Here is a 21,552-nt window from a genome sequence, read left to right on the forward strand (position 1 = left end):
GCGGGTGGGCAGGTGGGGGTCAGCCTTCGGCAGGCTGGCCGCAGTGGCGGCAGAACGGGGCGTGACGGTGCATCGCTTGCTGGCAGTGGGCGCAGGGGCGGAGCTGGGCGTAGCCGCAGAAGGGGCAGGCGGCCGATTCGGCGGGCAGGTGGCGCCCGCAGCGCTGGCATTCGCCGCGCTGGATGCGGCGTTCGAGCAGGCGCTCGCGGGAGAACAGTTTCTTCTGGAAGAGGTGGATCAGCAGCAGGGCCCCGGCCACGGCGGCGGCCATCGTGAGGTAGTGCCAGAGGGCCACCAGCTTGAAGGCTTCCAGGAACGCGAAGAGGCTGGCGAGCAGCTGGCGCGGGACGATGTGGTAGAGGGTTTCGATGAGCTTGGCGAGGATCGGGATGGCGCTGACCGCCAGCAGATGGGCCGAGACGAGGGTCTGCAGGCCGTGGCCCCGCCGGATGCTGGCGCCGTTCCAGGCGTAGAAGGCGACGAAGAGGGGGAGCAGGAAGATCAGCTGCATGCCGAGCCGCTTCACCGGGAACCAGAAGTTGAGCTGGCGCAGGTCGTCCAGGAGCTGCTGGCGCGCGGGTTCCGGCGGGCTTTGCAGGGCGGCCCACAGGGCCCGGACGGCGTCGTGGGCTTCGATGCTGCCGGTCAGCGTGGCGCTGCGGGCCTTGAGGGCGTCGAGGGCGGCGGCCTTGGCCTGGAAGTCGGCCCGCGAGGCGTCTGTCGGGGTGGCGCCGGGCGCGCCGCCGGCCATGCGTTCGAGCAGGGCGGTGTCGTAGCTGCCCTTCAGGCGGTCGATCTGCTGCTGCAGCGCGCGGGCTTCCCGCTCCTGGCTGCGATAGGTGTCGAGGAGGCTGGCGAGGGGCGCGTCGGTCTGGATGCGGTCGATCAGGTCGAGGTAGGGGGCGCACAGGGGGTGGCGGTCGGGCCGGGTTTCCGGGGGGCGGTGAGGGCTGCTGGCGGCGGTGGAGATGAGCGCGGAGAGGCGATCAAGCCGGTCTGCTGGGTGCCAGTCCCGGTCGATGACCAGGGCGCGGCAGGTGTGGGGGATGTACTCGTCCGGGGCGGTGAGCTGGCGGGTGTGGGCGGCCAGCCCGTCGAAGATCGAGGCGAGGATGAAGAGGTCGAGAAACACCACGATGAGCAGCGTGGCGCGCCCGAGGGGCTGGTCGTCGAGGCGGGTGAGGCGCTGCGTGGCGCGCCCAAGGGCGTGCTTGAGGGTTTGCGTCAGGTTCATGGCGGCCTCTGCGCGGTCGGGGGGCGGGACCGGTTTACGCCGCGCAGGGCGGGCGGTCAAGTCGCGTTGGCACGCGGTGTGCGAGGGGCGTCGGGCGGTGGTCAAAAAAACGGCGCCCTGGGGGCGCCGTGTAAAGATCTCCTGGGAGGGAGAAGAGAAGACACTCGGTGAGGCCGGGCGGAGCGCCCGGCCGTTTGCTTAGTGGGCGCTGGCCGAGGCGGCGCCGATGCCGGTCTGGGAGCGGACGTACTGGTCGTCGTAGCCAGCCTTGTCGATCTTGGAGCGGGCGCTGCTGTCGGTCACCGAGAACAGCCAGGTGAAGAAGAAGGCCAGCGGCATCGAGAACAGGGCAGGCTGCTCGTACGGGAAGATCGGCGCGGCGTTGCCGAGCACCACCACCCACACGGCCTTGGACAGCACCACGAAGCTCACCGCAGAGATCAGGCCAGCCAGGCCGCCCAGCAGGGCGCCGCGGGTGGTCAGACCCTTCCAGTACATCGACAGGATCAGGATCGGGAAGTTGGTAGAGGCGGCGATGCCGAAGGTCAGGCCGACGAGGAAGGCGATGTTCTGCTTCTCGAACATGATGCCCAGCAGCACGGCCACCACGCCCAGGGCGATGGTGGACAGCTTGGAGACGCGCATCTCTTCGCTCTCGCTGGCGGTGCCCTTGCGGATCACGCGAGCGTAGATGTCGTGGGCGATGGAGGAGGCGCCGGCCAGGGCCAGGCCCGAGACCACAGCCAGGATGGTGGCGAACGCAACCGCCGACATGAAGCCCAGGAACAGGTTGCCGCCAACGGCCTTGGACAGGTGCATCACCGGCATGTTGCCGCCGCCGATGAGCTTGCCGCCCAGGTTGCCGCCTTCGTAGAACTCGGGGTTCTGGCCGACGATCACGATGGCCATCAGGCCCAGGGCGCACACCACCATGAAGAAGTAGCCGATGCAGCCGCTGGCCACGAAGACGCTCTTGCGGGCTTCCTTGGCGTTGGGCACGGTGAAGAAGCGCATCATGATGTGGGGCAGGCCGGCGGTGCCGAACACGAGACCCAGCGACAGGGACACGGCGGTGATCGGGTCGGCCATCAGCGAGCCGGTGCCCATGATCTTGATGCCGTCCTTGTGCACTTCAACCGCCTTCTGGGCCGCGGTTTCGAGGCTGAAACCGAACTGGCTGAGGGACAGGAAGAGCAGTACGGTGCCGCCGAAGAGCATCAGGCAGGCCTTGATGATCTGTACCCAGGTGGTGGCGATCATGCCGCCGAAGGTGACGTAGACCACCATCAGCACGCCCACCACGACCACCGCGGTGGCGTAGTCGAGGCCGAACAGCAGCTTGATGAGCTGGCCGGCGCCGACCATCTGCACGATCAGGTAGAAGCACACCACGGTGAGCGAGCCGAAGGCCGCGAAGGTGCGGATGGTGCCCTGGTCGAGACGGTAGGAGGCGATGTCCGCGAAGGTGAACTTGCCCAGGTTGCGCAGGCGCTCGGCCATCAGGAACAGGATCACCGGCCAGCCGACGAAGAAGCCGATGGCGTAGATGAAGCCGTCGAGGCCCTTGGAGAAGGTCATCGCCGAGAGGCCCAGCAGGGTGGCGGCGGACATGTAGTCGCCGGCAATCGCGAGGCCGTTCTGGAAGCCGGTGATGCCGCCGCCGGCGGTGTAGAAGTCGGCGGTGGATTTGGTCCGGCTGGCGGCCCAGTAGGTGATGCCCATCGTGGCCACCACGAAGATGAAGAACATCCCGATGGCGGTGAGGTTGAGGGGCTGCTTCTGGGCTGCGCCTACGGCGTCGGCGGCCAGGGCGGCGCCACCGACGAGGGTGGCCGCGAGGGCGGCCAGGAGGTGTTTGCGCTGGATCACTTGGTGGCCTCCCGGACGATTTCGTTGTTGATGGCGTCGAACTCGCCGTTGGAGCGATTGACGAACCAGCCGGTCAGGAGCCACGAGCCGATGATGATGGCGGCGCCGATGGGCACGCCGATGGTCAGGGTCGAGCCCGTCGAGATGGGCGTGCGCATGACCTCGGGCGCGAAGGCGACGATCATCATCATCCCGTAGTAGCTGGCCATCACGATGGCCGTGAGGAGTAGCGCGAAGCGGCTGCGCTTTCCTTCGAGTTCGGCGAACTTGGGGTTCGCCCGGACTTTTTTGTAGATGTCTGCCGACATGATTCCTCCTTGAATGCGGCGGTTTTTTAAAGTTGTGGTTGTTGTTACGGGGTGAGTGCTGTTCTCCCCCGGTCTTGCCTTGGGTTCTTCTTACATGTTCGGGTAGTTGGGCCCGCCGCCACCTTCGGGCACGGCCCAGTTGATGTTCTGGGTCGGGTCCTTGATGTCGCAGGTCTTGCAGTGCAGGCAGTTCTGGGCGTTGATCTGCATCCGCGGGCCGCTCGGGTCTTCGACGATTTCATACACGCCGGCCGGGCAGTAGCGGGTCTCGGGCGCGGCGTAGAGGGCGAGGTTCACGCTCACCGGCACCGAGGCGTCCTTCAGACGCAGGTGGCAGGGCTGCTCTTCCACGTGGTTGGTGGCCGAGATGAACACCGAGGAGAGGCGGTCGAAGCTGATCTTGCCGTCGGGCTTGGGATAAGCAATGGGCTGGCAGTCGGCGGCCTTCTTGAGCTGGGTGTGGTCGTCGTGGTGGTGCAGCGTCCACGGGGCGCGGCCCTTGAGCAGGAAGGTGTCGATGGCGCTGTAGGCGATGCCGCCCCACAGGCCCCAGCGGAAGCTCGGGCGGATGTTGCGCACGGTGTACAGCTCGTCCCACAGCCAGCTCTGCTTGAGCTGTTCGGGGTAGCCGATGCACTCGGTGCCGGTCTGGCCGTCGGCGGTGAGGTGGGCGAACAGGGCGTCGGCGGCCACGATGCCGGACTTCATCGCCATGTGGGTGCCCTTGACCTTGGGCACGTTGAGGAAGCCCGCGGTGTCGCCGATGAGTACGCCGCCCGGGAAGGACAGCTTGGGCACCGACTGGAAGCCGCCTTCGTTGAGCGCCCGGGCGCCGTAGGCGATGCGCCGGCCGCCCTCGAAGACCTTGCGGATCTCGGGGTGGGTCTTGAAGCGCTGGAATTCCTCGTAGGGCGAGAGATACGGGTTGCTGTAGTCCAGGCCCACCACGAAGCCGACGGCCACCTGGTTGTTCTCCAGGTGATACAGGAAGGAGCCGCCGTACACGTCGGTGGATACCGGCCAGCCCACGGTGTGCATGGTGAAGCCCGGCTTGTGCACTTCGGGGCGCACTTCCCACAGTTCCTTGATGCCGATGCCGTAGGTCTGCGGGTCGGCGCCGTCGCGCAGCTTGAAGCGGGTGAACAGGCTCTTGGTGAGGGAGCCGCGGCAGCCTTCGGAGAAGACGGTCTGACGGGCGTGGAGTTCGATGCCCGGCTGGTAGTTGGGGCCGGGTTCGCCGTTGCGTTCGACGCCCATGTCGCCGGTGGCGATGCCTTTTACCGAGCCGTCGTCGTGGTACAGCACTTCGGCGGCGGCAAAGCCCGGGTAGATCTCGACGCCGAGTTCTTCGGCCTGCTGGCCCAGCCAGCGCACCACGTTGCCTAGGCTGACGATGTAGTTGCCCTCGTTGTGCATCTGGGGCGGGGTGGGCAGCTTGTAGGCCTTGTCGGTGCTGAGAAAGTAGAAGCGGTCCTCGGTGACCGGGGTGTTGAGGGGCGCACCGCGCTCCTTCCAGTCGGGGAACAGTTCGGCCAGCGCGCGGGGTTCGATGACGGCACCGGACAGGATGTGGGCGCCCACTTCGGAGCCCTTTTCGACGACGCACACCGAAAGCTCCTGGCCGGCCTGTTCGGCCAGTTGCTTCAGGCGGATCGCGGCGGTCAGCCCCGAGGGGCCGGCGCCGACGATCACCACGTCGTATTCCATCGCTTCACGCGTCATTGCTGCTCTCCGTTGTTGCTATCAATTCGTACGTTCACCAGACGGAGCGCGAAGAAACCGTAGCGAGCGGCCCGAGGTCGCAACGAGGAGCGCAACCGTACATGCGTACGGTGAGCACCGCAGTTGCGAGATCGGGTCGCGCAGTAGGTTTATTCGTGCTTCGTCAGAAGAGTGCTTCTTCCAGGGCCAGCACCGACTCGGCACCATTCACGATGGCGTCGCGGTAGCTGTTGGCTTCCGGCATCACGTGCTGGGCGAAGTAGGCGGCGGTGGCCAGCTTGGCCTTGTAGAAGTCGCCGTCGGCGGCCTCCAGGCGCTCGGCGGCGATGGCGGCGGAGCGGGCCATCAGCCAGCCGCCGACCACGATGCCGGTGAGCTTGAGGAAGGGCACCGAGCCGGCGTGGGCGGCCTGGGGCGTGGCTTCGTAGTTGGCGAGCAGCCAGTTGGTGGCTTCGTCCAGGGCGGCGATGCCGTTGCCCAGGGCGTCGGCGATGGCTTTGAGCTGGGCGTTGCCGGAGTTGCGCAGGGCGCTGCCGGTTTCGGCGATGTCGGCGAGGAGCTGCTGCATGCTCTTGCCGCCTTCCTTGGCGGTCTTGCGACCGATGAGGTCGTTGGCCTGGATCGCGGTGGTGCCTTCGTAGATGGTGATGATGCGGGCGTCGCGCATGTACTGGGCGGCGCCGGTCTCTTCGATGAAGCCCATGCCGCCGTGCACCTGCACGCCGTTCCAAGTGATGCCCTGGGCGTTCTCGGTGCACCAGCCCTTGACCACCGGGGTCAGCAGCTCGAGGCGGCGCTGGTTGGCGGCGCGCACGTCGGCGTCGGGGTGGCTGTGGGCGCGGTCCATGCAGCCGGCCACGTAGTAGGCCAGGGCGCGGCCGGCTTCGGTGCGGGACTTCATGTCCATCAGCATGCGGCGCACATCCGGGTGGTGCAGGATGGGCTTCTTCTCGCCGGACTTGTCGCCGACGATCTTGCCCTGGATGCGCTCGCGGGCGTAGGCCAGGGCGTGCTGGTAGCTGCGCTCGGAAACGCCGACGCCTTCCAGGCCCACGTTGAGGCGGGCGTGGTTCATCATCGTGAACATGTACTCGAGGCCGCGGTTGGCTTCGCCGACCAGGTAGCCGATGGCGCCGCCCTTGTCGCCGAAGGACATCACGGCGGTAGCGCTGCCGTGGATGCCCATCTTGTGTTCGATGGAGGCGCAGATCAGGTCGTTGCGCTCGCCCAGGCTGCCGTCGGCGTTGACCAGGAACTTCGGCGCGATGAACAGGGAGATGCCCTTCACGCCCGGGGGCGCGTCCGGCAGGCGGGCCAGCACGAGGTGGACGATGTTCTCGGCCATGTCGTGCTCACCCCAGGTGATGAAGATCTTGGTGCCGGTGATGGCGTAGGTGCCGTCGCCGCGGGGCTCGGCCTTGCTGCGGATGGCGGCGAGGTCGGAGCCGGCCTGGGGCTCGGTGAGGTTCATGGTGCCGGTCCACTTGCCGGAGACCATGTTGGGCAGGAAGGTGGCCTTCAGCTCGTCGGAGCCGTGGTGGGCGATGGCTTCGACCGCGCCCAGCGTGAGCATCTGGCACAGGGAGAAGGAGATGCTGGCCGACTTCCACATTTCGAGCACCGCGGTGGACACGGTGACCGGCAGGCCCTGGCCGCCGAACTCGGTGGAGGCGGGCATGCCGTTCCAGCCGGTCTCGCAGAAGCTGGCGTAGGCTTCCTTGAAGCCGTCGGCGGTGGTGACGACGCCGTTGTTCCACTTGTTGCCCTGCTTGTCGCCGACGGCGTTGAGCGGGTCGACGACTTCGGAGGCGAACTTGCCGGCTTCGTCGAGGATGGCCTCGACCAGATCGATGGAGACTTCCTCGTTGCCCGGCAGACCGGCGATTTCTTCAAGACCGGCCAGCTCGTTCATGTTGAACAGCATGTCCTTCACGGGGGCGATATACGTGCTCATGGTTGTTCCTTGCGAATTCGGTTGAGTGCGGCGTCGGGTGCCCGCGTGGCGGACTGCCGTCCGACGCCCTTGCTGCGATCGGGGGCTGGCGTCGGGCCGTAGCCCGACTGCGCGCTCAGAGCGCGGACACCAGCTGCGGCACGGCCTCGAACAGGTCAGCCACCAGGCCGTAGTCGGCCACCTGGAAGATCGGGGCTTCGGGATCCTTGTTGATCGCGACGATCACCTTGGAATCCTTCATGCCCGCCAGGTGCTGGATGGCACCGGAGATGCCGACCGCCACGTAGAGCTGCGGGGCGACGATCTTGCCGGTCTGGCCGACCTGGTAGTCGTTGGGCACGAAGCCTGCATCCACCGCGGCGCGGGAGGCGCCCATGGCGGCGCCGAGCTTGTCGGCGAGGGGTTCGAGCACGCTGCGGTAGGCATCGCCGCTGCCCAGGCCGCGACCGCCCGAGACGATGATCTTGGCGGCGCCCAGTTCGGGGCGGGCCGACTTGGTGAGTTCGCGACCGACCAGCTTGCTCTGGGCCAGATCCGGGCCGGCGGCGATGGCTTCGACCGCCGCGCTGCCACCGGCGCCGGCGGCGTCGAAGGCGGTGGTGCGCACGGTGACGATCTTCACCGGGTCGGCCGACTTGACGGTGGCGAGCGCGTTACCGGCGTAGATCGGGCGGACGAAGGTGTCGGCCGACTCGACCGCGACGATGTCGGAGATCTGGGCCACATCCAGCAGCGCGGCGACGCGGGGCAGGACGTTCTTGCCGAAGGTGGTGGCGGGGGCCAGCACGTGGCTGTAGCCGCCGGCCTTGACCACGTCGACCAGCAGCGCGGCGAGGTTTTCGGCGCCCTGTTCGGCGTAGGCGGCGGCATCGGCCACCTTGACCTTGGCGACGCCGGCCAGCTGGGCGGCAGCCTGGGCTGCGCCAGCGCAACCGGCGCCGGCGACCAGCACTTCGATGTCGGTGCCCAGTTTGGCGGCGGCGGAAACGGTGTTGAGGGTGGCGGCCTTGAGGCCGGCGTTGTCGTGTTCGGCGATGACGAGGATGGGCATTTTTCTGTCTCCGTGTTCTTCAGGCGCTTACAGCACCTTGGCTTCGTTCTTGAGCTTCTCGACCAGCTGGGCCACGTCGGCCACCTTCACGCCGGCGCTGCGGGCGGCGGGCTCGACCACCTTGAGGGTGGTGAGGCGCGGGGTCACATCCACGCCCAGATCGGCCGGCTTGACGGTGTCGAGCGGCTTTTTCTTGGCCTTCATGATGTTGGGCAGGGTGGCGTAGCGTGGCTCGTTCAGGCGCAGGTCGGTGGTGATGACGGCGGGCAGGCGGAGGGAGAGGGTTTCAAGCCCGCCGTCGATTTCACGGGTGACACGCACGCCGTCGCCGGCCACTTCGACCTTGGAGGCGAAGGTGGCCTGGGGCCAGCCGAGGAGCGCGGCGAGCATCTGGCCGGTTTGGTTGGAGTCGTCGTCGATGGCCTGCTTGCCGAGGATCACCAGCTTGGGCTGCTCCTTGTCGACGAGGGCCTTGAGCAGCTTGGCCACGGCGAGCGGCTGCAGGTCGACGTCGGATTCGACGAGGATGCCCCGGTCGGCGCCGATGGCCATGGCGGTGCGCAGGGTTTCCTGGCACTGGGCGACACCGGCGGAGACGGCGACCACTTCGGTGGCGGTGCCGGCTTCCTTCAGGCGCACGGCTTCTTCAACGGCGATCTCGTCGAAGGGGTTCATGGCCATCTTCACGTTGGCCAGCTCGACGCCGCTCTGGTCGGCCTTGACGCGGATCTTGACGTTGTAATCGACGACCCGCTTGATGGGTACGAGAATCTTCATGGGAACCTGTCTCCGTTCTTGTGCTCGCGCGCTCGCGCTGAATTTCCTGGCCGGACTGCCGAGGATCGGGCGGAAGGTTCGCAGACAAACTTGTCGGAACTTTCGTGAAAATGTACTCAATCATGTCTGGCGCTTCCGGTCGGCCGGACGCTGGCTAGAATCGATGAAAGTGACTGGAGCGGAGCTGCGATGGACGGGCAGGAGATGGACAGGGGAGACGATCGGGCAGACGCGCGCGGCGCCGACACGCCGCCCTCCTTCGACCGGCGATACCGGGAGATGCTGGGCGCGGGGCTGGACCTCCTCGATCAGGGTGTCACCGTGTTCGACGAGGCCTTGCGGATGGTCGCCTGGAACACGACCTTCCTGCGCCTGCTCGACTTCCCCGAATGGCTGGCCCGGCCCGGCGTCAATTTCGAGGACTTCATCCGCTACAACGCCGAGCGCGGCGACTACGGCCCGGGCGACCCGGCCGCCCAGGTGGCCGAGCGGGTGGCCCGCGCCCGCAGCTTCCAGCCCCACGTCACCGAGCGGGTGCGGCCCAACGGGCAGATCCTGTCGATCCGCGGCTTTCCGCTGCCGCACCAGGGCTTCATCACCGTCTATACCGACATCACCGGCCAGCGCCACAGCCAGGCGCAGATCGCCCGTCACCAGGCCGAGCTGGAAGAACACATCCGCCTGCGCACCGAGGCGCTCACCCGCGCCAACGCCGAGCTTACCGCGGCCATCGAATCCAACAAGGCCATCACCGGCGCCCTGCGGCGCAGCGAGCAGCGCCTGCGCGAGATCACCGACGCGATTCCCGCCGCGGTGGCGTATTTCGACCGGGACTGGACCTACCGCTACGCCAACAAGGGCTACGCCGAGTGGTTCGGCTGGTCGGCGCGGGAGGTGGAGGGGCGGCAGATCCGCGACGTGGTGGGGCAGGATGTGTTCGCCATCGTGTCGCCCTTCGTGTCGCGGGCGCTGGCGGGCGAACGGGTGTCGTACGAATACACCCTCACCGGCCGCGACGGCACGCCGGCCCAGGCCCGCAGCACCCTGGTGCCCGACCTCGCCGACGGCGAGGTGATCGGCTGCTACGTGCATTCGGTGGATGTCACCGAGAGCCGGCGTACCCAGGCGGCGCTGGCCCAGGCCCAGAAGATGGAGGCCATCGGCCAGCTCACCGGCGGCCTCGCCCACGACTTCAACAACATGCTGACGGTGGTGATCGGCAACCTGGTGGCCCTGAAAGAGAACCATCCCAACGATCCGCTCACCGAGAACTTCGTCGAGCCCGCGATGCAGGCCGCCAACCGGGGCGCCGAGCTGATCCGCCGGCTACTGGGCTTCGCCCGCCGCCAGCCCCTGGAGCCCCGCCCGGTGGAGGTGAACGAGCTGATCCTGGGCATGTCCAAGCTGATCCGCCGTTCGCTGCCCGGCACCATCGCGGTGAGCACCGCCAGTCGCGAGCCCTGTCTGGTGGCGATGGTCGATGCCCACCAGCTCGAGAACGCGCTCCTCAACCTCGCCCTCAACGCCCGCGACGCCATGCCCAACGGCGGCGAGCTGCGCATCGAGTCGTCGCTGGAGCACCTCAACGTGCACGCCGCGGCCGATCTGGAGGTGCCACCCGGCGACTACGTGCAGATCGCCGTCACCGACAACGGCATGGGCATGGACGGCAGCACCCTGGCGCGGGTCTTCGAGCCCTTCTTCACCACCAAGCAGTTCGGCATGGGCAGCGGGCTGGGGATGTCGATGGTGTACGGCTTCGTCAAGCAGTCGGGCGGCGGGGTGCGCATCCGCAGCCGGCAGGCGCGGGGCACCACGGTGGCGCTGCTGCTGCCCCGGCTGGCCGAGGCCGAAGAGGTCGAAGCCCTGCCGGTGGGCGCCGAGGTGGCCGAGACCGACCTGGCCGGCAAGCTGGTGCTGCTGGCCGAGGACGACGTGGATGTGCGCACCGTGGTGCGGATGCAGCTCTCGGAGCTGGGCTGCGCGGTGGTCGAGGCCGAGAACGGCGCCGAGGCCGCCGACATGGTCGAGAACATCCCGGCCATCGCGCTGGTGATCTCCGACGTGGTGATGCCCGGCGCGATGGACGGCCGGGCGCTGGCGCGTTTCGTGCGGCGCTTTCGGCCCGACCTGCCGGTGGTGCTGATGAGCGGCTTCGCCGAATCCCAGCACGAGCTGGGCATGGACGCCGATCTGCCGCTGCTCGCCAAGCCTTTCTCGCGGGACAAGCTGCTGGCCGCCTTGCGTCCGCTCGCGGCTTGAGCCAAGCTCTCGCTGTCATGGCCCAGACCCGCAAACCCGAGCTGATCTACGTCGTCGAAGACGAGGCGGCCATCGCGCGCCTGATCGCCGACACCCTCGAGAAGTTCAGCTTTCGCACCGAGCTGTTCCGCACCGCGGAGGCCTTCTTCCACGGGCTGCGTCACCAGGTGCCGGAGCTGGTGGTGCTCGACCTGGGCCTGCCCGACATGGACGGCATGGCGGTGCTCCAGCAATTGCGCCGCAAGCACACCTGCGGCCTGCTGGTGGTCACCGGCCGGGCCGACACCCACGACCGGGTGATGGGCCTCGAACTGGGCGCCGACGACTACGTGGTCAAGCCCTTCGAGCCCCGCGAGCTGATCGCCCGGGTGCGCTCGATCCTGCGCCGCTACCCGGGTCAGATCACCCTGCCGGCCGACCCGGCCCAGCGGATCGCCGAGTTTGCCGGCTGGCGTTTCGAGCCGGGCAGCAACACCCTCACCAGCCCCGGTGGCCAGCAGGAAACCCTGAGCACCGCCGAAGCGCAACTGCTCGGCGTGCTGCTGGCCCACCCCAACCACATCCTCACCCGCGAGCAGCTCCTCGAAGGGCGTGACGTGTCGGCGCTGGATCGCAGCATCGACCTGCGCATCTCGCGGCTACGCCGGCGCTTCGAGGAGAACCCCCAGCACGCCAAGCTCATCAAGACGGTTTATGGTGCCGGCTACTTGCTGGCGGCCACCGTCGTCTGGACCTGAGGGGCGCCTTCAGCGGCGCTGGGGCGCCACGTCGATGGTGCGGTCGTCGTCGGCAAAGCCGCGCTTCAGGTCGGCGGGCAGGCGGCTCACCAGCCAGGCGATCACCAGCGGGATCAGCACGAAATCATCCACCAGCCCGATCACCGGCAGCACGTCGGGGATCAGGTCGATCGGCGACAGCAGGTACAGCCCGATCAGCGCCACCGATGGCAGCAGCCAGGCCGGCCGCGCCGGGTGGCGCAGGGCGTACCACAGGATGCGTGCGTCCTTGCGGACCAGGGCGTACAGCGCGGTGAGTTTCCGGAACATGGCAAAGAGCTCCTTCGAGGTGAATGGCATCGCCCATGATGGCGCGGAGGCTGGCGGGGTGAGGGCCATCTTGTAAGCGGATGTGAGTTCGCGCCCGGGCCGAAACATCCCGAAATGGCATGCGGCAAAAGGTCGCACGGTGGGTCGGAGAGGCGCCGCGGGCGGATCGCTCGCGTTAAGCTGGCAAGCTTGAAACCAAGGAGCCCATCGTGAAGTCTTTTGCCCTGTTCGCCCGTTCCGCCGCGCTCGCCCTGACCGGCCTGTGTGCCTCCGCCGCCTTCGCCGCCGACCTGGAAGTGGCCAACCCGTGGGTCCGCGGCACCGTCGCGGCCCAGAAGGCCACCGGCGCCTTCATGCAGCTGTCCAGCAAGGGCGGCGTGAGCCTCGTCGGCGTGGAGAGCCCGGCCGCCAACATCGTGGAACTGCACGAGATGGCGATGGCCGACAACGTGATGAAGATGCGTGCCATGCCGCGCCTCGAGGTGAAGCCCGGTCAGCCGCTGGAACTCAAGCCGGGCAGCTACCACGTGATGCTGATCGACCTGAAGAAGCCCCTCGCCAAGGGCGAGATCGTGCCGATCACCCTCAAGGTGGAGGGCAAGGACAAGAAGGTTGAGAGCGTCGAGGTGAAGGCCGAGGTGCGCGACCTGACCGCCGCCGCGCCGGCACCGATGGATCACAAGCACCACCACTGAGCGCCGCTTGCGGCGCATCAAAGCACCGGCGGCAGGCCGGGGCTAGACTGAATTCATCGCGTTACGCCCGCTCGGGCCGGAGGCCGTATGGAAGTCTTTGTGGAATGGCTGTTGCCGGTGCTGCGGGGCGGCGCCGGCAACCTCGCAGCCTACCTGGCCGCCCACGTGCTGCTGTGCCTGCTGCCAGCGTTCTTCATTGCCGGCGCCATGTCGGCGCTGATTCCCCAGCAGGCGGTCACGCGCTATCTCGGGCGCAACTCGCCCCGGTTCGTGTCCTACCCCGCCGCGGCTGCGGCCGGTTCGCTGCTTGCGGTGTGCTCGTGCACCATCGTGCCGCTGTTCGCCGGCATCTATAAAAAGGGCGCCGGGCTGGGGCCGGCGATCACCTTCCTGTTCTTCGCGCCGGCGGCCAACATCCTGGCGCTGGTGTACACCGGTGGAGTGATCGGGGTCGATCTGGCGGGGGCGCGCTTCGTGCTGTCGCTGATCTTCGGGATCGGCATCGGGCTCATCATGGCCCTGCTGTTCCGGGCCGACGACGCCGCCCACGAGCAGGCCGGCAGCGCGATGTTCGCGGCCGGCAGCGCGGGGGTGGGGGCCATCGCGGGGGTCTTCCTGGGGTTGTGGGTGGTGCTGCTGCTGGCGGGCACCCTCAAGCTGGGCTTTCTCACCGGCACGTGGTTCCACCTGGACCTGCCCCTGCCCGCCGCGGAGGGCTGGCAGGCCGGGCTCGACCGGCTGGTGCCCTTCGATCCCAGCCGCGGCGAGGAGGGCGTGTCGGTGCAGGGCGCGCTGCTGATCGCCCTGCTGGGCGCCATCGGTTTCACCGCCTGGCGCGGGCTGGAGAACATCCAGGACGGGGTGACCGGCTGGACCCGCGCCAGTCTGGCGCTGGTGTGGGCCACGCTGCTGCTGGCGGCGCTGGCGATCCGTCCGGCCCCGGGCGTGCTGCAGATCGGCTTCACCGGCAAGTTCTTCGGCGTGGCGGCGTGCCTCGCGGCGATCCATGTGCTGGCGTGGCGCCACCTCGACCGGCAGGCGCTGCAGGACTGGCTGTGGGAATCCTGGCGATTCGTGAAGCAGATCTTCCCGCTGCTGGTGGTGGGGGTGTTCATCGTGGGGATGGTGCGGGTGGTGGTGCGGCCTGAGTGGATCGAGGCGGTGGCGGGCAGCAACTCGGTGCTCGGCAACCTGGCGGGGGTGGCTTTCGGGGTGTTCATGTACTTCCCGACGCTGGTCGAGGTGCCTATCGCCCGGATGTTCCTCGACCTGGGGATGCACCGTGGCCCGCTGCTGGCCTATCTGATGTCCGACCCGGAGTTGTCGCTGCAGAGCATCCTCATCATCTCGGCGATCATCGGCCGGGCCAAGACCGCGGCTTACGTGGGACTGGTGGCGCTGTTCAGCGCGGTGGCCGGCTTTACCTACGGGGCGTGGGTGGATGGCCTTTCGCTGGCCTCCATCGCGCTGGGGCTGGCGGCCTTTGTCGGCCTGCTGGCCATGCTGTTGGCGGCGGCGAGCCGCCGTAACGTGCTCAAAGGAGTCTGACCATGCTGGAAATCAAGGTGCTGGGGCCGGGCTGCGCCAACTGCCGCAAGCTGGAGGAGATCGCCCGCGAGGCGGCGGCCCAGTTGGGGGCCGAGGCGCAGATCGAGAAGGTCACCGACATGGACGCGATCCTCGCCTGGGACGTGCTGAAGACGCCCGGGCTGGTGGTCAATGGCAGGCTCGTCTCGTCGGGGCGGATCCCCGCGCCGGGCAGCGTCGTGGCGTGGCTCCGCGAGGCGCTGGGCTAGCTGCCAGCAAGGGCGTCGGCCCGTGGTGAGGGGGGCGGCTTGCCGGTAAGATGCAACGACAGCCCGGTTATGGAGGTGTAGATGCATCCGCCCGACGACGCCCTGGTGTTTCTCGACGACGCCGACGCCGATGCCGCCGAAATCGACACGTCGCCGCCGTGGCGCATCCTGGTGGTGGATGACGACCGGGACGTGCATGAGACGACCCGCTTTGCCCTGGCGGGCATCCGCATCCTTGGCCGCCCGCTGGCGCTGATCGATGCCTTCTCCGGGCAGGAGGCGCTGGCCATCCTGCGCAATGAGCAGAACGTCGCGGTGATCCTGCTCGACGTGGTGATGGAGAGCGAGGACGCCGGGCTGCGTCTGGTGGACCAGATCCGCAGCGACCGCCGGCTGGCCCACACCCGGATCATCCTGCGCACCGGCCAGCCGGGCCACGCGCCCGAGTGCGAGACGATCACCCGCTACGACATCAACGACTACAAGACCAAGGGCGAGCTTACCCAGAACAAGCTCTTCGCCACCCTCACCGCGGCCATCCGCGCCTACGATCAGCTGCTACGCCTCGATGCCACCCGGTGCGGGCTGGAGAAGATCGTATCGGCGAGCAACCAGTTCATCGCTGAGCAGGGCTTGCAGGCCTTTGCCGACGGCGTCATCACCCAGATTGCCGGCCTGCTGGGTGTCAAGCCCGAGGGGCTGGTGTGCGCCGCGGCCGAGGATGCCCGCGGCGCCGACGGCCAGCCCCAGTTCCGCGTGATTGCCGCGGCGGGGCACTTCAGCCACCTCATCCAGCGCCGGCTGTCGGAGATCGACGACCCGTGGATCGTCGGCCAGCTCACCGAGGCGCTCCAGCATCGCCACAACCTGATCCACCCGCGCAGCATGGCGCTGTATTTCCGCAAGTCGGCGGACGAGGGCTTCGCCGCCTACATCGACTCCGCCCGCCCGGTGCGGGAGGTGGACCGGGATCTGCTGGAGGTGTTCTGCACCAACATCGCGCTGTGCGCCAAGAACGTCGATCTCGTTGCCGAGCTGCGGCGCGACGCCTTCATCGACCGCCAGATGGGCCTGCCCAACCGCACCGCGCTGGTGTGCGAACTCAACGCCCGGCTGGCCGAGCCCGGCGGCGAGCCCCACGCCCTGGCGATCGTCGATGTGGACCAGTTTGCCTCCGCCAACGACGTGCTGGGCCACGACTACGGCGACGCGCTGCTGCGCCAGACGGCCGAGCGGCTGGCCGGGCTGCAGGGCGGGGTGTTCGTGGCGCGGCTGGCGGGCGATGCCTTCGCGGTGCTGGGGCCGGCCCGCACCGTGCATGGCGCGGGAATCCAGGCGCGCTTCGTGGAGCCCTTCGAGATCGAGGCGGTGAGTCACCCGGTGTCGGTGTGCGCCGGGATCGTGGCGGCGGACGACCGGGGGCGCAGCGGCATCGAGTACCTCAAGGACAGCTACCTCGCCCTCAAGCGCGCCAAGGCCCAGGGGCTGGGGCAGACGGTGGCCTATTCGTCGGCCCTGGGGGCCGAGGCCCGGGAGCGCGCCCAGCTGCTGCGCGACCTGCGGCTGGCCTTCGACCAGTCGCGCCTGTCCCTCGTCTATCAGCCGCAGATCGCGTTGCCGGAGGGGCGGGTGGTGGGCGTGGAGGCGCTGGTGCGCTGGCGCCGGGAAGAGGCCGACGAGGTGCCGCCCGACCGCTTCATCCCGGTGGCGGAGCAATCCGGGCTGATCGTGGGCATGGGCAGCTGGCTGCTGCAGGTGGCGCTGATGGCCTTGCAGCGTTTCCGGGCAGAGGGGTTTCCGGCGCTGCGGATGGCGGTGAACGTGTCGCCGATCCAGCTGCGCCAGACCGATTTCGTCGCCCAGGTGTGCGAGGCGCTGCGGGAGACCGGCACGCCGCCCGAGCGGCTGGAGATCGAGGTCACCGAATCGGTGGCGGTGGGCGGACTGGAGCCGGCCGTCGGACGCCTGCGCGTCCTGCGCGAGATGGGCGTGACGGTGGCCATCGACGACTTCGGCACCGGCTACTCCTCGCTGTCCTACCTGGAGCGGCTGCCGGCCGACCGCCTGAAGATCGACCGCAGCTTCATGCGCGGGCTGGCGCGGGGCGAGCACGGCGGGCGCATCGCCCGCACCATCATCGCGCTGGGGCGCGAGCTGGGGCTCACCGTGCTGGCCGAAGGCGTGGAGAGCGCCGAGATGGCGGCGCAGGTGGCGCAGCTGGGCTGCTCCGAGGCGCAGGGTTATTTCTACGCCCGGCCGATGACGGAGGACGCCTTCGTCGCCTGGCTGGCCGGGCAGCGCCCATGAGCCGGGCCCGCGCCGCGCTTCTGGCGCTGCTGGCGGCCGCGGCGCTGGGGGGCTGCAGGCAGCCCGAGCCGCTGCGCATCGGCTTCATCGCCGAACTGTCGGGCCGTTCGGCGGACATCGGCGAATCCGGTCGCAACGGCTTTCTGCTGGCGGTGGAGGATGCCCGGCAGGCCGGCTTGTTCGACGAGCGTCCGGTGGAGGTGCTGGTGCGCGACGTGGGCGCCAGCCCCGAGGCCACCCGCGCGGCGGTGGGCGAGTTGCTGGCCGCCGGCGTGGTGGCGGTGGTCGGGCCGATGAACAGCAACAACGTGCAGATCGTCCAGCCGCTCGTCGAGGCGGCGGGGGTCGTGGAAATCTCCCCCACGGCGTCGGCGATGACGCTCCACGGCAAGGACGACCTGCTCTTCCGCATCAACTGGACGACCCGCGACAACGGCCGCAACTACGCCCGCCACTGCCACCGGCGCGGCTTGCGGCGGGTGGCGGTGGCCGTCAACGACAACAACCGGGTGTTCGCCCAGAGCTGGCTGGAAGAGTTCCGCAGCGCCTTCGTGGCCCTGGGGGGCGAGGTGGTGGCGGCGCCGGCGTTCGACTCCACCGCCGGCAGCCACGGCGGGCTGGTGGGCAGCCTGCTCGCGCCGCGCCCCGACGGGGTGGTCATCGTGGGCAACGCCGCCGACAGCGCGCGGATCGCCCAGCAGGTGCGCAAGCAGGCGCCGTCGATGCCCCTGGTGGCGGCGGAGTGGGCGGGCGCTGCCCAGCTGCTCGAGCTGGGCGGGCGGGCCGTGGAGGGGTTGATGCTGGCCCAGAACTACAACCAGGCCGACACCTCGCCCCGCTTCACCCGCTTCGGCGAGGCCTACCGCAAGCGCTTCGGCAGCGCGCCGGCCTACGCCAGCGTGCTCAGCTACGACGCGGGCGCCGCGCTCACCGGCGCCCTGAGCCGCCGGCTGGCCTCCATGCCCCTGAAGGATGCGCTGCTGCGGCTCGGGCCCTTCGACGGCCTGCAGCAGCCGCTCCGCTTCGACCGGAACGGCGACGCGGAGCGCCCGGCCTACTTCCTCACCGTGCGCGACGGCCGGTTTGTGCCGGACTAGGCCGTGACCCGCCACTGGCACCTGCGGACCTGGCTGATCTGGCTGCTGTGCGTCAGCTCCTTGGTCACGTCGGTGGCGATCGGCGCGGTGCTGGCCTTCGTCCGGCTGCCCCAGATTTCGGCCGAGACCCGCGCCGATCTGGCCCACGAGGCCGCCGACCTGTCCCGCCGTACCGAGGTGATCCTGGCCACCCTGAAGGGCCAGCTCGATCTGCTGGCGGTTGTCGCGGCCGGCTTGCCCGAGGCCGACGCGAGGGCCGCGATGGGGCGCATGGCGGGCGAGGGCGGGCCCTTCGTGGCGGTGTATCAGGTGGACGCGGGCGATACCGTGGTGCGGGCGGTGGTGGGCCGGGAGGCGGGCGCCGGGCGCGGGGCCGAGCTGGTGGGCAACGACCTGTCCCGCGACCCGCTGCTCCAGCGGGTGCGCGCCCGCGGCGAGACCACCTGGAGCGACAAGTACATCTCGCCGGTGTCGGGCATGACGACGGTGGGCGTGGGGGTGCCGGTGGGGCGTCATGTGCTGATCGGCGAGCTGCCGCTGGCCTTCGTGCTCAAAACCGTGCGCGACCTCTCCGGCCGCACCGCCCGGACGGTGACGGTGCTCGACCGGCGCGGCGAGGTGCTGGCCGACAGCGAGCAGCCGGTGCGGGTGGGAACCCTCAACCTGGGCGCCGACCCCTTGTTCCTGGCGGCGCGGGAGGGCGGCGAGCCGGTGGGCGAGTTCGCCCTCGACGGCCAGACCTTCGATGCGGCGCTGGCCCACTCCCAGGCGCTGGACTGGTACTTCCTGGTGCGAACGCCGGGCGGCCTCGCCAACCCGCGGGTGGGCTCTACCTTCGACCTGGGGGTGGCCGCGCTGGCGGGTTCGCTGATCCTGGGCATCCTGCTCGCGCCGCTGTGGGCCACCGGCGTGCTGCGGCCGGTGAAGGCGATCATCGAGCGGGCCCGGCGGGTGGCGGACGGCGAGGCGCCGGGCGAGTGGCCGCGGGGGCGCTCGATCGAACTCAACGCCCTCTCGTCCGACCTGGAGCGCATGGCCGGCGTGCTGCAAGCGCGGGAGCAGGAGCTGCAGGCCATCTTCGACGCGTCGCCGGTGGGCATCGGGGTGCTCGAACCGGCGGCCGACTACGCCTTCGTGAAGGCCAACGAGGCGGTGAGCCAGCTGCTGGCGGTGCCGCCGGCGCAGCTGATCGGCCGGTCGGGCACCGATCTCGGGCTGTGGGCCGAAGGCGCGGCGCGCCACGCTTTTTACGCGCGGCTGGCCGTGGACGGCGCGGCCGAGACCGAGGCCTGGCTGAACCGCGGCCGTGGCGGGCAATTCCTCGCCGCCATCGTCACCCGCAACGTGACGATTGCCGGCCAGCCGCGGACGATCTGGGTGGTGCGGGACGTGACCGAGCTGCGCCGCATCGAGGCCGAGCTGCGCGATCTCAACACCGAGCTGGAGGCCCGCGTGGCCCGGCGCACCGACCAGTTGCGGCAGGCCAACGTGGATCTGTCCGAGACCCTGGAGCGCCTGCAGCTCACCCTGGGCGAGCTGGTGCGGGCCGAGAAGCTGGCCTCGCTGGGGGCGCTGGTGGCCGGCATCGCCCATGAACTCAACACGCCGCTGGGCAACGGGGTGATGGCGGTGTCGTCCCTGCGCGGGGCGCTCACCGCCTTCCGCCGGGAGAGCGAGCAGGGCCTGCGCCGCTCCAGCCTGGAGCAGCTGCTGGAGGCCGTCGATACCGGCACCGACATCGCCGGGCGCAACCTGGCCCGGGCCGCCGAGCTGGTGGCGAGCTTCAAGCAGGTGGCGGCGGACCAGACCAGCTCCCAGCGGCGCAGCTTCGAGCTGGCGGAGCTGACCGCCGAGATCGCGCTCACCCTCAAGCCGCTGCTCAAGCGCGGCCACGCCAGCATCGTGACCGAGGTGCCGCCCGACCTGAGCCTGGACAGCTACCCCGGCCCGCTGGGGCAGGTGCTCACCAACCTCGTCGCCAACGCCGTCACCCACGCCTTCGGCGAGCGCACCGACGGCCGCATCCGGGTGGTGGCCATGCCCGGGCGCGAGGGGCGGGTGACGATCCAGGTCGGCGACGACGGCGCGGGCATCGACCCGGGCCTGCTGCCGCGGATCTTCGACCCCTTCGTGACCAGCCGGATGGGGCGCGGCGGCACCGGGCTGGGCCTGCACATCGCCCACAACCTGGTGGTGCAGGTGCTGGGCGGCAGCATCTCGGTGGAGAGCACCCTGGGCGGCGGCACCACCTTCACCCTCGATCTGCCCCGGGTGGCGCCCGCCGCAAAATCCGCCTGACCGGCCGGCAGCGTCGGGATACACTGCGCGGCTGCGTTTTCCCCCAAGTCAGGCGCCATGAACTCCTCCGGTCATCGCTTCGGGCTGCTGTTTGCGGTGCTCGGGGCGGTGGGTTTCTCGTTCAAGGCCATCCTCATCAAGCTGGCCTACCCCTACGGCGTCGACGCCGTCACCCTGCTCGCCCTGCGCATGGGGCTGTCGCTGCCCTTCTTCCTGGCCCTGGGTATTGCCGATGGCCGGCGGCGCCAGCACGCGAAGCTGTCGGGGCGGGATCTGGCCTTGCTGGCCGGCTTGGGTTTTTCTGGCTACTACCTGGCCAGTTACCTGGATTTTCTCGGGCTGCAGTACATCTCGGCGGCGCTGGAGCGGCTCATCCTGTTCGCCTACCCCACCCTGGTGGTGGTGTTCTCGGCGCTGTTCCTGGGCAAGCCGATCACCCGCCGGGCGCTGGCCTGCATCGCCCTGTGCTACGCCGGCATCGCCCTGGCGGTGGCCCACGACCTGAACATCGCCGGCAGCGCCAGGGACGTGTGGATCGGCGGCGGGCTGGTGTTCGGCAGCGCGGTGTCGTACGCGCTCTACCTGATGGGCAACGGTCAGGCGGTGGTGCGCCTGGGCGCGGCGCGGGTCACCGCGTGGGCCAGCGCCATCGCCTGCCTGCTGTGCCTCACCCACTTCGCCGCCACCCGGCCCCTGGGCCTGCTGGTGCAGCCGGCGCCGGTGATGGGGCTGGCGGTGGCGATGGCGGTGTTCTCCACGGTGCTGCCGGTGTGGATGGTGTCGGAGGCGATCCGCCGCCTGGGCGCCGGGCCGGTGTCGCTGATCGGCACCCTGGGGCCGGTGGTGACGCTCTTCCTGGGCTGGCTGATCCTCGCCGAGCCCATCGGGCTGTTCCAGATCCTGGGCGGCGCGCTGGTGGTGTCGGGGGTGGTGCTGGTGGGGCGCAAGGGCGCAGCGCGCAAAAACCCGGCTCAGGGCTGATCTGACAGGGACAGGTTCGTCTTCAAGCGGAACCGGGTTAGCGCTGACTTGAACATGTTTGGCGCGAAGGGAAGCCGGTTCATGTCCGGGCCGAACTTTTTCAACTTCGACTTGAAGCGGTTCACGTTTCAGATGAACAAGTTCAAGCCAGAGAT

17 protein-coding genes are annotated in these 21,552 nt (G+C 69.1%); 9 read left to right on the forward strand and 8 right to left on the reverse strand.

Features of this window, described 5'->3' with window-relative positions; all coding sequences use genetic code 11:
• Positions 1-19: 19 nt before the first annotated feature.
• The 7 genes from ACE3N6_RS05055 to ACE3N6_RS05085 form a co-directional block, all read right to left on the reverse strand.
• Positions 20-1,234 (reverse strand): hypothetical protein, encoded by a 1,215-nt coding sequence (locus ACE3N6_RS05055; RefSeq protein ID WP_374244094.1) that lies wholly within the window; start codon positions 1,232-1,234, stop codon positions 20-22.
• A gap of 198 nt (positions 1,235-1,432) precedes the next feature.
• A complete protein-coding gene (locus tag ACE3N6_RS05060; RefSeq protein ID WP_374244095.1) occupies positions 1,433-3,103 on the reverse strand; it encodes a cation acetate symporter in 1,671 nt (556 codons plus the stop codon).
• The gene (locus tag ACE3N6_RS05065; protein WP_374244096.1) at positions 3,100-3,411 is read right to left on the reverse strand and encodes a DUF485 domain-containing protein; all 312 of its coding nucleotides are present in this window, start codon (positions 3,409-3,411) and stop codon (positions 3,100-3,102) included. Before ACE3N6_RS05065 ends, ACE3N6_RS05060 begins: the two co-directional genes overlap by 4 nt.
• A gap of 90 nt (positions 3,412-3,501) precedes the next feature.
• On the reverse strand, positions 3,502-5,133 hold the full coding sequence (locus tag ACE3N6_RS05070; RefSeq protein ID WP_374244097.1) for an electron transfer flavoprotein-ubiquinone oxidoreductase: 1,632 nt from the start codon (positions 5,131-5,133) through the stop codon (positions 3,502-3,504).
• Between the two features lie 163 nt (positions 5,134-5,296).
• Positions 5,297-7,087, reverse strand: a complete 1,791-nt coding sequence (locus tag ACE3N6_RS05075) for an acyl-CoA dehydrogenase C-terminal domain-containing protein (RefSeq protein WP_374244098.1) — start codon at positions 7,085-7,087, stop codon at positions 5,297-5,299.
• Positions 7,088-7,202: 115 nt separating this feature from the next.
• The gene (locus ACE3N6_RS05080) at positions 7,203-8,138 is read right to left on the reverse strand and encodes an electron transfer flavoprotein subunit alpha/FixB family protein (protein ID WP_374244099.1); all 936 of its coding nucleotides are present in this window, start codon (positions 8,136-8,138) and stop codon (positions 7,203-7,205) included.
• Positions 8,139-8,165: 27 nt separating this feature from the next.
• Positions 8,166-8,915 (reverse strand): electron transfer flavoprotein subunit beta/FixA family protein, encoded by a 750-nt coding sequence (locus ACE3N6_RS05085; protein ID WP_374244100.1) that lies wholly within the window; start codon positions 8,913-8,915, stop codon positions 8,166-8,168.
• A gap of 204 nt (positions 8,916-9,119) precedes the next feature.
• Between ACE3N6_RS05085 and ACE3N6_RS05090 the strand changes: the two genes are divergently transcribed.
• Positions 9,120-11,177: a PAS-domain containing protein gene (locus ACE3N6_RS05090; RefSeq protein ID WP_374244101.1), complete on the forward strand. Its 2,058-nt coding sequence runs from the start codon at positions 9,120-9,122 to the stop codon at positions 11,175-11,177.
• Positions 11,178-11,194: 17 nt separating this feature from the next.
• Positions 11,195-11,914, forward strand: coding sequence for a response regulator transcription factor (locus tag ACE3N6_RS05095; RefSeq protein ID WP_374244102.1), 720 nt, complete (start codon positions 11,195-11,197; stop codon positions 11,912-11,914).
• Positions 11,915-11,923: 9 nt separating this feature from the next.
• Here ACE3N6_RS05095 and ACE3N6_RS05100 read toward each other — a convergent pair whose 3' ends face one another.
• Positions 11,924-12,223, reverse strand: a complete 300-nt coding sequence (locus tag ACE3N6_RS05100) for a YkvA family protein (protein ID WP_374244103.1) — start codon at positions 12,221-12,223, stop codon at positions 11,924-11,926.
• 209 nt (positions 12,224-12,432) lie between these two features.
• Between ACE3N6_RS05100 and ACE3N6_RS05105 the strand changes: the two genes are divergently transcribed.
• From ACE3N6_RS05105 to ACE3N6_RS05135, 7 genes are all read left to right on the forward strand, one after another.
• Entirely contained in the window at positions 12,433-12,918 is a 486-nt protein-coding gene (locus ACE3N6_RS05105; RefSeq protein WP_374244104.1) for a copper chaperone PCu(A)C, read from the forward strand.
• Positions 12,919-13,005: 87 nt separating this feature from the next.
• Positions 13,006-14,466 (forward strand): permease, encoded by a 1,461-nt coding sequence (locus tag ACE3N6_RS05110; protein WP_374244105.1) that lies wholly within the window; start codon positions 13,006-13,008, stop codon positions 14,464-14,466.
• 2 nt (positions 14,467-14,468) lie between these two features.
• Positions 14,469-14,714: a thioredoxin family protein gene (locus ACE3N6_RS05115; RefSeq protein ID WP_374244106.1), complete on the forward strand. Its 246-nt coding sequence runs from the start codon at positions 14,469-14,471 to the stop codon at positions 14,712-14,714.
• Positions 14,715-14,795: 81 nt separating this feature from the next.
• Positions 14,796-17,021 carry a putative bifunctional diguanylate cyclase/phosphodiesterase gene (locus ACE3N6_RS05120; protein WP_374244107.1) on the forward strand — a complete coding sequence of 742 codons (2,226 nt, stop codon included), beginning with the start codon at positions 14,796-14,798 and terminating at the stop codon, positions 17,019-17,021.
• Entirely contained in the window at positions 17,018-18,118 is a 1,101-nt protein-coding gene (locus ACE3N6_RS05125; RefSeq protein ID WP_374244108.1) for an ABC transporter substrate-binding protein, read from the forward strand. The genes ACE3N6_RS05120 and ACE3N6_RS05125 overlap by 4 nt, the downstream gene beginning before the upstream one ends.
• A 3-nt stretch (positions 18,119-18,121) precedes the next feature.
• Positions 18,122-20,416: an ATP-binding protein gene (locus ACE3N6_RS05130; protein WP_374244109.1), complete on the forward strand. Its 2,295-nt coding sequence runs from the start codon at positions 18,122-18,124 to the stop codon at positions 20,414-20,416.
• Positions 20,417-20,473: 57 nt separating this feature from the next.
• Positions 20,474-21,397 (forward strand): DMT family transporter, encoded by a 924-nt coding sequence (locus ACE3N6_RS05135; protein WP_374244110.1) that lies wholly within the window; start codon positions 20,474-20,476, stop codon positions 21,395-21,397.
• Positions 21,398-21,552: the final 155 nt, after the last annotated feature.

Source organism: Zoogloea sp., from assembly GCF_041904905.1.
GTDB lineage: Bacteria > Pseudomonadota > Gammaproteobacteria > Burkholderiales > Rhodocyclaceae > Zoogloea.

Coding starts and splice junctions, on each gene's coding strand:
- ACE3N6_RS05055 (WP_374244094.1), bottom strand. CDS start 1,234: ATGAACCTGACGCAAACCCTCAAGCACGCCCTTGGGCGCGCCACGCAG.
- ACE3N6_RS05065 (WP_374244096.1), bottom strand. CDS start 3,411: ATGTCGGCAGACATCTACAAAAAAGTCCGGGCGAACCCCAAGTTCGCC.
- ACE3N6_RS05070 (WP_374244097.1), bottom strand. CDS start 5,133: ATGACGCGTGAAGCGATGGAATACGACGTGGTGATCGTCGGCGCCGGC.
- ACE3N6_RS05075 (WP_374244098.1), bottom strand. CDS start 7,087: ATGAGCACGTATATCGCCCCCGTGAAGGACATGCTGTTCAACATGAAC.
- ACE3N6_RS05080 (WP_374244099.1), bottom strand. CDS start 8,138: ATGCCCATCCTCGTCATCGCCGAACACGACAACGCCGGCCTCAAGGCC.
- ACE3N6_RS05085 (WP_374244100.1), bottom strand. CDS start 8,915: ATGAAGATTCTCGTACCCATCAAGCGGGTCGTCGATTACAACGTCAAG.
- ACE3N6_RS05090 (WP_374244101.1), top strand. CDS start 9,120: ATGGACAGGGGAGACGATCGGGCAGACGCGCGCGGCGCCGACACGCCG.
- ACE3N6_RS05095 (WP_374244102.1), top strand. CDS start 11,195: ATGGCCCAGACCCGCAAACCCGAGCTGATCTACGTCGTCGAAGACGAG.
- ACE3N6_RS05100 (WP_374244103.1), bottom strand. CDS start 12,223: ATGTTCCGGAAACTCACCGCGCTGTACGCCCTGGTCCGCAAGGACGCA.
- ACE3N6_RS05110 (WP_374244105.1), top strand. CDS start 13,006: ATGGAAGTCTTTGTGGAATGGCTGTTGCCGGTGCTGCGGGGCGGCGCC.
- ACE3N6_RS05115 (WP_374244106.1), top strand. CDS start 14,469: ATGCTGGAAATCAAGGTGCTGGGGCCGGGCTGCGCCAACTGCCGCAAG.
- ACE3N6_RS05120 (WP_374244107.1), top strand. CDS start 14,796: ATGCATCCGCCCGACGACGCCCTGGTGTTTCTCGACGACGCCGACGCC.
- ACE3N6_RS05125 (WP_374244108.1), top strand. CDS start 17,018: ATGAGCCGGGCCCGCGCCGCGCTTCTGGCGCTGCTGGCGGCCGCGGCG.
- ACE3N6_RS05135 (WP_374244110.1), top strand. CDS start 20,474: ATGAACTCCTCCGGTCATCGCTTCGGGCTGCTGTTTGCGGTGCTCGGG.